3 protein-coding genes are annotated in these 12,153 nt (G+C 68.7%); 2 read left to right on the top strand and 1 reads right to left on the bottom strand.

The window, feature by feature from the left end:
* Positions 1-45 precede the first annotated feature (45 nt).
* A complete protein-coding gene (locus tag ACFC02_RS31500; protein WP_376364741.1) occupies positions 46-3,234 on the bottom strand; it encodes a DNRLRE domain-containing protein in 3,189 nt (1,062 codons plus the stop codon).
* 539 nt (positions 3,235-3,773) lie between these two features.
* On the opposite strand from ACFC02_RS31500, the gene ACFC02_RS31495 reads away from it, so the two are divergent.
* Positions 3,774-11,531 (top strand): ricin-type beta-trefoil lectin domain protein, encoded by a 7,758-nt coding sequence (locus ACFC02_RS31495; protein ID WP_376364747.1) that lies wholly within the window; start codon positions 3,774-3,776, stop codon positions 11,529-11,531.
* Positions 11,532-12,149 carry a hypothetical protein gene (locus ACFC02_RS31490; RefSeq protein ID WP_376364738.1) on the top strand — a complete coding sequence of 206 codons (618 nt, stop codon included), beginning with the start codon at positions 11,532-11,534 and terminating at the stop codon, positions 12,147-12,149.
* Positions 12,150-12,153: the final 4 nt, after the last annotated feature.

Genomic DNA, 12,153 nt, shown 5'->3' with positions numbered 1-12,153 from the left:
GGCCACCCCTGAGGGGGCGGCCGGGGCCCGGCCCTGCGAGGAGCGTCAGCCGAAGGCCTTGACCGTGTTCCAGTTCACCGTGAGGACGATCCGCACGGGGGCGTTGGTGTTGGTCCGGGACGGATGGTAGATCCGCGTGGCGCCGTCGGAGGCGAGGCGGGCCCAGATGTCGGGGATGCCGTCGTCGTTGACGTCCGGGATACCGATGGCCGTGGGCACGTTGGTCTCCGTCCAGCTGGTGCCGTACGGCTCGTCCTTGCCGGTGAGGGAGTTGGCGGCCAGCTTGAGCGAGTCCAGGGAGACGCTGCCGGCGACGGGGCCGGGCTTGCCCTGGCGGTCGTACATGTTGCCGTTGTCCAGGTTGCGCCACAGCAGGTCGGGCGTCTTGTCGCCGTTGATGTCGGCGACGTTGACGACCTCGCGGCGCCCCCAGGCGTCGTCGTTCATCAGCGTGGCGGTCTGGAAGGTCGCGCCCGTGTAGCCGGACAGCGTCCACAGCTGCGCGCCGGCCCGCAGGACCAGGTCGGGCAGCTTGTCGCCGGTGATGTCGCCGACGGCCTTGATCTGGGTCCACGTCGAGGGTGCCGGGGTGCCGGAGGGCAGGCGGACCTCCAGGCGCTTGGTGACGTCGAAACTGCCGTAGCCGTCGCCCGGGTAGAGCCAGAACCGGCCGTCCGGGGAGACCGCGAACAGGTCGGTGGCACCGTCACCGGGGTAGGCGTCCTGGTAGTGCGCGATCAGGGCGGCCTTCTTGGTGGCCGGGTCGTACCAGTAGCCCTCCGGGTCGCGCTGCTCGTCGGCCTTCCTGGTGCTGTCGTAGGAGGCGGTGAGGCAGTTGTACAGGTCGCCGTCGTCGCCGCCGACGCAGTTGCGCAGGTTGCCGCCGGCGTCGACGATCACCAGGTCCGGCTTGGCGTCGCCGGTGGCGTCCATGGGACCGTCGGCCTGGTCGCGCGGCGGTACGAAGAAGGTGTAGTCGGTGCGCTTGCTGACGTTGCCGACGGCGTCGTAGGCGTACACCTGGAGGGTGTTGGGGCCGGCGTGCGCGGGAGCCAGCGCGCTGAGCGTGGCCGAGCCGTTCGTGGCCGTGACGTCGACGGGGTTGTTCCCCTCGATGGACCAGCGGAACTTGGTCGCGCCGGTGGAGGTGAAGGTCACCGCGCCCTTGCCGCCGAACTTGACGCCCGACCAGTTGTCCTGGTTGCTCGTGGCCTCGGGGAAGTCCGTGCTGTCGACGGCGGGCTGGTTGGGTGCGCTGGCGTCGATAGTGATCCGGCACGGATCGGTGCCCGGCGGGAAGAACGTGGAGACCAGGCCGTCGGAGTCCTTCGAGCGCACGTCCCACGAGTAGGTGGTCTTGTCCTCCAGCGGGAACGTGGCCGGGACGGTCATGGTGGCGGTGCCGCCGGCGTTCGGGGTGACCTCGGTGACGGCCGGGACCGTGCCGCCGGTCTTCCGGAAGCGGAACTGCAGCTTCTGCAGGTTGCCGTCGGGGTCCTTGGCCGTGGCCGACAGGACGATGTTGGTCTTGCCGACGGTCACGCCCGACCCGCCGACGGAGCAGGCGCCACCGGGGGTGGTCCTGCCGCCGGTGGGCTCGGAGGGCGCCCGGTTGTAGACGACTTCCAGGGTGGCGCTGGTCGCCTTGAACTTGCGCCAGGTCTGGTTGTCGGACTCGGCGGTGGAGGGAGTGGCTCTCATCCCGAACGTGAGGTTCGACCAGCCGCCGGTGGCGCCCTTCTGGGCGGCGTCCTTGACGTCGAAGCTCTCGTAGTCGTCGGGGCAGGAGCTGGAGGACCAGCCGTGCGCGAAGGACTTCTTGTCCTGCACGGTGGACCAGCTGGGCTGCTTGTTCCACGTGGTGCCCGAGGAGATCGGGCCGGTCAGGGAGAACTCGAAGTCACGCTTGGTGCAGGACCAGGAGTGGTTGTTCAGGACCTTGAAGTGCGCCGAGGAGATCGTCGCGTCCTTGATGCCGCTGCTGAAGTTCATCCGCCAGAACGACCGGGCGGTGCCGCCGGTGTCGCTCTCGTGGCCGACGCGGGCGTCGGACGTACCGGAGGAGAAGTTGGTGCCGTCCCAGAAGCTGGTGTTCGGGTAGGGCTTGTAGGCCACGGTCCAGGCGAGCCAGCCGGTGTTGAGGGGCGGGTCGACGAAGACCGGGTACTTCGTGCCGGCGGCCGTGAACAGGCCGGTCCTGGCCGCGTGCAGCCCGAGGCGTGCGCTGGAGGTGCCGTCACCCTCGATCTCGACGGGTACGGGGGCGCTGTGCGCCCCGGGCTCGATACCCGTCAGGCCGGACAGCTTCAGCACGTCGGCGGAGGTGGCGACGGAGGTGCGCGGGCTGCCCTCGCCCTCGTCCAGCTCGGGATCGCGGCCGGCGGAGTCCCATGCGAACGGGGTCGGGATGGAGCCGATCTCCTTGCCGGACCTGTCCTGGACGAGTACTCGGCCGGCGCTCTCGTCGTGGCGGAAGCGGGCCGTGGCCGAGCGCAGGCCGTAGGTCACCGTCGCGAGGGCCTTGGACTGCGCGGCCTCCTTGTCCTTGACGACCAGCAACTGCGCGAAGCCGCCCTCCTCACGGGCGACCAGCAGCAGGTCGACGCCCGGCAGCACCTCGGGGTACAGGGCGCGCGGGCCGTCGAGTACGGGCTCGGGCAGGGCGCCGGGCCAGGTGTAGGCGACGGTGTGCCCGTCGATGTCGACCTCGGCCAGCACCGTTTCGCGGGCCCGCGGGCCGTCGGCGAGCGGCCGGCGCGCGAAGGAGCGGTCGGCGTGGGCGCCCTTGGTGCCGCTGGAGAAGCGGATCGGCCGGGCGGCGTTGACGGGCTGCACGCCCAGGTCGCGCGGGGCGTTCTGCACCCGGCGCAGCCGGTTGTCGATCGGAGCCCAGGCACCCGTCGCGGTCTTCGCCCGGGTCGGCGTGGCCGTGATGACGGTGCGCAGCCTGCCGTCCGGCTGCGCCCAGGTCTGGGAGGTGGCGGTCGTGGCGGTCTCGACGAGGACCTGCTTGCGGGTGCGCCTGGCCTCGGCCTGGGCGGCCGTTTCGTCGCGGGGGCCGGTCGACGCCGGGCGCGCGGCGGTGGCCTTGCCGGCTTGCGGGGGCGGCGCCCCCTCGGGTTGCCACCACGGCGACAGAGCTGAAATCAGGGCGGCCAGAACGAGGCCGAGGGTGAGAGCCAGCCTGGTGCGCGTGCGCACGAAGGGGCTGAGAAAACGATGCGGCGCGGACACGGCGGCGGTCTACTCCCGTGTGGACCTGGGCGGATGGGCATGGGCGCGCAAACGATCACATGATCTGCACAGCCAGTCCACGTGTGAAGAATTTATGAAGTCGTGACGATCGCATGGGGAGGAGTTGATCACTCCTTGACGGTGTGCCATGTGCGGCTTTTGATCACCCGGTGCGCGACCTAGGGGTGGATATGGGGGATGTTGTCGACTTGTTTCCCGTAGATGGTGATCGATCGACTCCTGTCCGGTGACGCGGATCACATCAGTTGTTGGAACCATCCTGAGACGATCTTGAATTGTGTGGCGGGCATGACAGAGGGTGCGGACTCCATCTGTCGTTTTTCTCGTATGCCTTGGTGGGGTCGACGCGTATGCGCGCTCAAAGTCCACCGTCATGGCTGAGGCGCTCGCGCCCGGCGATGACGGAGTCACCACGACGGCGCCGCCGGCAAAGCCGCGCGGCGACCGTCCTTCTGCTGTCCACGGCCTTGCTGGTGAGCAGTCTCGGCACGGAGGCGTGGGCGGTACCCCGCCCCGGCATGAGCCGGGAGGAGGTCAAGCTCCCCGACCTGCCCGACCCCACCGCGCTCAAGGCGGACGAGGAGGCGGAGAAGAACCTCACCACCGCGCCCGAGGTTCCCGTCGATCCCTACAGCCCGAACGCGGTCACTCCGTGGACGCAGGACAGTGGTGTCGCCACCCTGACGGCCGACACCACGCCGGGCACCACGGTCCCGGTCGACGACCTGCCGATCGCGGTGGGCGTGCCCGAGGGTACGGACCCGGCCGCGATCGACGGTGACTGGAAGGTCGACCTGGCCGCGCCGGGCACCTCGCAGGACGCGGGCGTCTCCGGCATGATCATGAAGGTCACGCCGCCGGCCGACGCCGATCCGGCCGCGCAGGTCGCGATCGACGTCGACACCAGCGGCTTCGCCGACCTGTACGGTACCCAGGCCGCCGAGCGCTTCGGCCTGGTCCTGCTGCCCAACTGCGTCATGGACTCCCCCGACAGCGGCGACTGCGCCGCCGACGGCGGTACGACCACCATGTCGGGCAAGACCGACAAGCGGCCCGAGCGGCTGCGCAGTTCGGTCAAGCTCGTCGCCGCCGCCAAGGCACCGACGAAGAACAAGGCCGCGGCGAAGACCGGCCGGCGCACGATCCTCACCGGCTCCGTCCCGGTCGGGAACCTGCTCGCGGGCAACGCGGGCACGACCCCCTCCGGCGCTTCGGCCCGCACCGCCTCGTACCGCGGCGGCGACGTGCTGCCCGTGGTGGACGCCTCGGGTCCGCAGGTCGTCGGCGCGATGGACACGGGGGCTTCCGCGACCGGTGACTTCACCGCCTCCCCGCTGCTGTCCTCGGGCGGGTGGGCGGCGGGCTCGTCCTCGGGCGCGTTCACGTACTCCTACGACGTGCAGGTGCCGCAGACCGCCGGCGGCCCGATGCCGAAGATCTCCCTGGGCTACTCCTCCCAGTCGGTGGACGGCCGTACCTCGGCGACGAACAACCAGGCTTCCTGGATCGGTGACGGCTGGGACTACAACCCCGGCTCCATCACCCGGACGTACGCCAACTGCCGCGAGGACTCCAAGAAGGCCGGCTCCAACAACAAGACGCACCGCACCGCCGACCTGTGCTGGGGTTCGGACAACGCGACCCTGTCGCTGGGCGGGATGACCACCGAGCTGGTCTGGGACAAGGACAAGCAGCAGTGGTTCACCGCCAACGGCGACGGCTCGAAGATCGAGCGCCTCACCGACGCGGGCAACGGCAACGGCGCCTACAAGGGCGAGTACTGGGTCGTCACGACCCGCGACGGCACCAAGTACCACTTCGGCCTGAACAAGCTGCCGAACTGGACCGCGGGCCAGCCGACCACCGACTCGGTGCTCACCGTGCCGGTCTACGGCAACCACGACGGCGAGGACTGCTACAAGGCCGGTGACTGGGCCCACTCCGCCTGCACCCAGGGCTGGCGGTGGAACCTCGACTACGTCGAGGACATCCACGGCAACGCCATGTCCCTGTGGTGGAAGAAGGACCAGAACTACTACGCCCGCAACTTCGACTTCAAGGCCCCGGTCTCCTACGACCGCGACGGCTGGCTCGACCACATCGACTACGGCCAGCGCAGGGACACCCTCTTCTCCGCGACCGCTGCCGCCCGGGTGAACTTCACGGTCACCGAACGCTGCCTGCCCGAGGGCGACCTGACCTGTTCGGACGCGAACTTCGAGGACAAGGACCCGGGCAAGTACCGCATCTGGTACGACACCCCGGCCGACCTGAACTGCAAGAAGGTCACCTCGACCTACAAGACCAAGTGCTGGAACGCCGGCCCCTCCTTCTGGAGCCGCAAGCGCCTGGTGCAGATCCAGACCTCCGCGCAGCGCCGCACCGACACCAGTGCCCGCCAGGTCGTGGACCGCTACACGCTCACCCAGAGCTTCCCCGTCCTCAAGTCGGGCCCGAACACGGCACTGTGGCTGGAGTCCGTACAGCGCACCGGTTACGCCCGCAACGGCAGCACCGACAAGAGCGCCGACCTGAACGCGGTGCGCTTCGAGCCCAACGCCGACGACATGCCGAACCGGGTGCAGCGGGGACCGGACGATCCGCGTCCCGGCTTCTCCCGCCAGCGCATCGGGCGCGTCATCAACGAGTACGGCGGTGAGACCGTCGTCACCTACAAGCAGCCCACCGGCGACTGCGCCGCAGGCACCGACCTGCCGGGCAAGAAGGACACCGCCGCCCTGAAGGCGAACACGCGGCTGTGCTACCCCGCCTTCTGGTCCCCGGACCCCGAGGTCGAGGACATCGACTGGTTCCACAAGTACGTCGTCGACTCCATCGAGGAACTCCCCAACGTCGACGGGGCCTTCGCGACCAAGACGGCCTACGCGTACAAGAACCCGGCCTGGAAGCTCGCCGACACCGAGTTCACCAAGAAGTCGACCCGCACGTACTCGCAGTTCGCGGGCGTCGAGCAGACCACGGTCATCACCGGCACCGACGACGCGTCGATCGGCTCGAAGCGGTCCAAGGCGGTGACACGCTTCTTCCGCGGCATGGGCGACAGCGCGTCGGTGAAGGACATCACCGGCGCCGAGATCGCCAAGGACCGCGAACCGTTCGCCGGCCGCGTCGCGGAAGAGCTCGACTACGACAACGCCACCGACGCGGACACGGACTGGGTCTCCCGCTCCGTCACCGTTCCTCAGGCCACCGAACTGGCCCACCGCGACCGCGACGACGGCCTGGACCCGCTGCGTGCCTGGCGCGTCACCGAGCCGGACGAGATCGCCTACACGAAGTCCTCCGGCACCGACAGCGACGACACCCGAACCGAGCGGGTCGTCAAGACCCACACGACGTACGAGTCGGCCTACGGCCTGCCCGTCCTGGTGGAATCCCTCGGCGACACCGGCAGGACCGGCGACGAGTCCTGCACCAAGTCGGAGTACGTCCACAACACGGCGGAGCACCTGATCGGCCTGACCAAGCAGGTCCTGGTCTCCCCGACGACCTGCGCGGCGGCCGACTTCTCGGACCTGTCGACGCTCAGCGGCGGCAACAGAGCCGCCTACGACGGCCAGGCCTACGGCGCCGCGCTCGCCGACACCACCAAGGGCGAGGCGTCCGAGACCTGGTCGGTCAACGGTGAGGGCACGGGCTGGCAGTCCGACGGCACGACCGAGTTCGACGCCGCCGGCCGCGTCACCCGCACCACCGACCAGGACCACAAGACCGCCGGCACCATCACCTACGAGCCGGCCACCGGCCAGGTCTTCAAGGTCACCGAGACCAACGCCCTCGGCCAGTCCGAGGTCCGTGAGGTCGAGCCCGGTCGTGGCAGCACGACGAAGACGATCGACGCGAACAACCACGTCACCCAGGCCGAGTTCGACCCGCTGGGCCGTCTGGAGAACGCCTGGGCCGCGGACCGCACCCCCGCAGCCGACGCCGTGCCGGACTTCCACGCCGTCTACACCGTCCCGAAGTACAAGGAGGGCGAGGACCGCAAGCCGTCCTACGTCACCACCTCCTCGCGCGGGTACAACGGCCGCATCGAGACCTCCGTCACCCTCTACGACGGCCTCGGCCGCGAGCGGCAGACGCAGGAGGAGGCCGACGGCGGCGGCCGGCTGATCACCGACACGCTGTACAACAGTTCCGGTGAGGTCTGGCAGACCAACAACGCCTACCTGACCTACGACGCCGAGCCCGGCGAGCTGTTCACCCCGCTCGCCGACACGGCCGTCCCCAACATCACGCGCTACACCTACGACGGTTCCGGCCGCGTCCTCCAGGAGACCCCGGTCCTCAAGGTCGCCGACCCGCTGACCGGCGAGACCCAGTCCAAGGAGGTCCCCGAGCGGGCCACCCGCTACGAGTACGGCCTGGACTGGTCGAGGGTCGACAACCCGCAGGGCACCTCCGACTACCGCGTCTTCACCGACGCGCTGGGCCGCACCTCCCGCGTCGACACCTTCAACGCGGACGCGCCCGGCGGCTTCACGTCGATGAAGTACCGGTACGACCCGCGCGGCCGGCTCGTGAAGGCGACCGACTCGGCCGACTCCGCGCACCCGTGGACGTGGACGTACGACCACCGCGGCCGCACGGACACGGTCACCGACCCGAACACCGGGGCCAGGAAGACCACCTACGACAACCACGACCGCGTACTCACCACGAAGGACGCGCGCGGCACCGTCGTGTGGAACGGCTACGACCAGCTGTCGCGGCCGACCGAGCAGCGCCTGAACGACGCTTCCGGCACCCTGCTCTCCACCCTCACCTACGACCTGGCCCCGGGCGGCAAGGGCATGCCCCACGCGGCCACCCGCTACACCGACGGACAGGCGTACACCCAGCAGGTCGACGGCTACACCAAGGACTACCAGCCGACCTCGACCACGCTGACCCTGCCGAGCACCCTGGCCTCCACCTGGGGCCTGGACCAGTCGTACACGTACTCCTACAAGTACGCCGACAACGGCATGCTGGAGGAGTCCACCCTGCCGAAGATCGGCAAGCTCGCCCAGGAGAAGCTCGTCGTCCGCTACAACAAGGACGGCAAGCCCCTCTCCATCTCCGGCAAGGACTGGTACGGCTCCGAGACGGTCTACGACCCCTACGGCCAGGTGCTGCGCTCCACGCTCGGCGCCCAGCCCTACCGGGTCTGGACGCAGAACACCTTCGACGAGTCCAGTGGTGAGCTGAAGGACCAGCAGGTCTACCGCGAGAAGAGCGACGACAAGAGCCTCGTCTCCGGCAACCTCGTCTCCAAGCGGTCGTACACCTACGACCCGTCGGGCAACGTCACCTCCATCCAGGAGTCGGCCACCGGCGTCGACGAGCGCCAGTGCTTCGTGTACAACCCGCTGGGCGAGCTGAAGACCGCCTGGACCTCCAAGGACCAGAGCTCCTGCACCGGTCCGGAGAACAGCGACGGCACGCTCAACGTGGCGGCGGGCAAGGACAACTCCGGCTACTGGCAGGAGTACGAGTACGACCTCCTCGGCAACCGCACCAAGCTGACCGAGAAGGACCTCACCGGCGCCACCGCCAAGGACGCCACCACCACCTACGCCTACGGCAAGGCGGACGGCACCCAGCCGCGCACGCTGACCAAGGTGTCCAAGGCCTACACCACGCCCCAGGGCGCGCAGGTCAAGGCCGAGGCGGAGCGCCTGTACGAGCTGACCGGCGAGACCAAGTCCGTCACGTCCGTCCACAACGGCGACAAGCAGGAGCTGACCTGGACGTACGACGGCCAGGTCGAGCGGATCAAGGGCGCGGGCAGCGGCGGCAGCACCCCGTACGTGGGTCTCGCCGACAAGTGCCTGGACCTGACCGGTGGCGTCACGGCCGCCGGCCGGCCGGCCGAGCTGTACTCCTGCAACACGTCACCCGCCCAGAGCTGGCGCTTCGTCCCCGCTCCGGGTGCGACGCAGACCGATGCCGACCGGGGCACGCTGACCATCTACGGCAAGTGGTGCCTGCAGCCGGTCGGCAACACCACCGGGTCGGCCGTCCAGTTGCAGAAGTGCGACGGATCGGCCGGGCAGGAGCTGAAGCGGAACGCCTCCGGGCAGCTCACGCATGTCGCCTCGGGCCTGTGCCTGTCCGTCAAGGACGCCAACGCGGCGGACTCCACCCCGATCGTGCTGACCGCCTGCGACAGCACGAAGGCGGCCCAGCTGTGGTTCCCGCAGAACGACACCCGCTACATCTACGGCCCCGACGGGGGACGCCTGCTGACCATCCAGGGCAAGCAGGCCACCCTGTCCCTCGGTGAGTCCGAGGTCACCGTCCAGCAGGGCGGCGTCCTGGTCCACACCCAGCGCACCTACGACGCCCCCGGCGGCGCGGTCATGCGCTACGCCAACGGCAACGCCGGCGAGCGCCTGGTCGCCCTCACCAGCGACCATCAGGGCAGTACGTACGCGGAGGTCTACCTCGGCGGCGAGATGTCGGTGCGGTTGCGCAAGCAGGACCCGTTCGGCAACCAGCGCGGCGCGGACACGGCCGGCGTGAACTTCCAGAGCCACACCGGCTTCCTGGGCGCCACCCGGGACGACGCCTCCGGCTACCAGCCGCTGGGCGCCCGCCTGTACGACCCCGTCGTCGGACGCTTCCTGTCCGCCGACCCGGTGGTGGACCTCAACGACGTCCAGCAGTCCAACGGCTACTCCTACGCGCACAACAACCCGGTCACGTTCTCCGATCCGACGGGCCTGGCCATCTCGCTGACCGCTTCGGAGCGGGCCGCCGCCCTCGCGGGCGCGGGTCTGTCCGCGGCACAGGTCGCCCAGGCCCAGGCCATGCAGGGCAAGTCCCTCACCTCGGTGATCCTGTCCGTGGCGTGGGAGACGCTGAAGGACTTCATCGGCATCAACGATGCGATGGCCTGCTTCGGCGGCAGCATGTGGTCCTGCGTCAGCATCGCGGTCGACGCCATTCCGTGGACCAAGCTCGGCAAGATCCCGTCCGTCGTCAAGGCCGTCAAGCGCACCATCAAGGCGGTCGAGTCCTTCAAGGCCGCCAAGAAGGCGGCCGAGATCGTCCTGAAGGCGGCGAAGGCCGCCGAGGCCGCGGCGCTGAAGGCGAAGAAGCTCGCCATCGAGCGCGCCAAGAAGCTGGCAGCGCAACGAGCCGCGAAGAGAGCGGCCGAGGCAGCCAAGAGAACCGCCGACAAGGCACTGGAAGCCGCCAGGAAGACGGGCAACTCCCGCCACAAGGCGGCTCAGGCCAAGGCGGCCCCGAAGGTGTCGTCCCACACCCGCGGTGGCGGAGGTGGCGGCAGGCCCGGCTCAGGCGGCGGCTCCAAGCCCGGCGGCAAGTCCGGCGGCTCCTCCAAGAGCAACGGCGGAACCAGCGGCAGCGGCGGCTCGGGCAAGGCCGGCGGCGAGGGCGGGACGTGCAACAGCTTCGTCCCCGGCACCAAGGTCTCGATGGCCGACGGTTCCACCAAGCCGATCGAGAAGGTCAAGGCCGGCGACAAGGTCGTCGCGACCGACCCGAAGACGGGGGAGACCCGGATCGAGACGGTCACGGCCGAGATCCGGGGCCAGGGCCTGAAGCACCTGGTCAGGGTCACGATCGACACCGACGGCACGAAGGGCACGAAGACGGCGCAGGTCACCGCGACCGACGGCCACCCCTTCTGGGTCCCCGGACTCCACGCCTGGATCAAGGCCACCGACCTGAAGGCCGGCGAGTGGCTGCGGACGAGCTCGGGCACGTACGTCCAGATCACGGCGATCGACCGCTGGACGGTCCAGCGGACCACCGTCCACAACATGACGGTGTCCGACCTGCACACGTACTATGTGCTGGCAGGCGCCACACCCGTACTCGTTCACAACTGCGGCGTCGGGACCGAAGACGATGCGATGCTGGCCCTGGACCGCGCGGAGGAACTCAATTCAACCCGCGGCTACAATTCGGCCACCACGGCGGTGATCGGAGTATTCAATTCAAAGACAAAGGAATACTCGATCCGTATCGGCATCAATGGTGATGCCCCGATGCCGGCGTCATGGACCCTGCGGGAGGGCGAAGAATTCGTGCGCGGGGCCGGACACGCCGAGGAGGCCATCCTCAACAGTCTGGCCGCGCACGAACACCCTGTGTTTGGTGCCGCCTCGCGCAACTTCTGTGTGGACACCTGCAGCCCGATGCTCAACGATCACGTATTCGGCATCACGCTGGGCGGAAAGGGATTTCGAGGGCATCAGCCACAAAACTCGGAGTACACCATCTTCTGGGGTAGCGGAGACTGAATGATGACTCAGAAAGATCCCGGGGCGGTGCCCCTCTCGAATCCTTCCGCGGCAGTCCTGCGAATTTCAGCAGCTGCGATTGCGGAGCGTGGTTCCGCATTTTATCGCGCGCTCGGACCCGAGGAGGAGCTTGAGTGGCTCGAATCTTCCCTCGCGTTGATCTGGGCTGCTGCATCCGGTGAGGATGTCGCCGAGGAATGCGCCGAAACATTGGACGAGCTGGGGGAGGAGTCGCAAGCGGATCAATTTGATTCCTCCTACCCGGAATTCTTTGCCGCCCGGTCCCTGGAGCTGGTCGGCAATGCGATGGCAACTGCGCTGCGCCCCTCGCCGGAGCGAGTGCATGCCTCCTCTGTGATTCTGAGGGAAATGCTGTCCATCCTCGATTTCAGACTGGGGGGGAGCAAGACTGTCATCACCCGGTACGGCGACCCTGCTCCTCCGTTGGGCCCGCTCGAGAGTCGGGAAGTCCAGGAAGAGCAAGGCGTACTGGATGCCCGGTCGGCCACAGGGGAAATCGACTCCGAAAGCGTCGTCCGTATAAAAGAGCAAGCGGTCCGTTTTGCTGCGGAAGTACTCCCGAATATCCGGGACTGCTTCGACATCGAAGTCACGTAGGCCG

Origin of the sequence: Streptomyces sp. NPDC056160 (assembly GCF_042268205.1) — a bacterium.
GTDB lineage: Bacteria > Actinomycetota > Actinomycetes > Streptomycetales > Streptomycetaceae > Streptomyces.
Note: the sequence above shows the minus strand (reverse complement) of the source record. Positions and strands in the feature narration are given on the sequence as shown.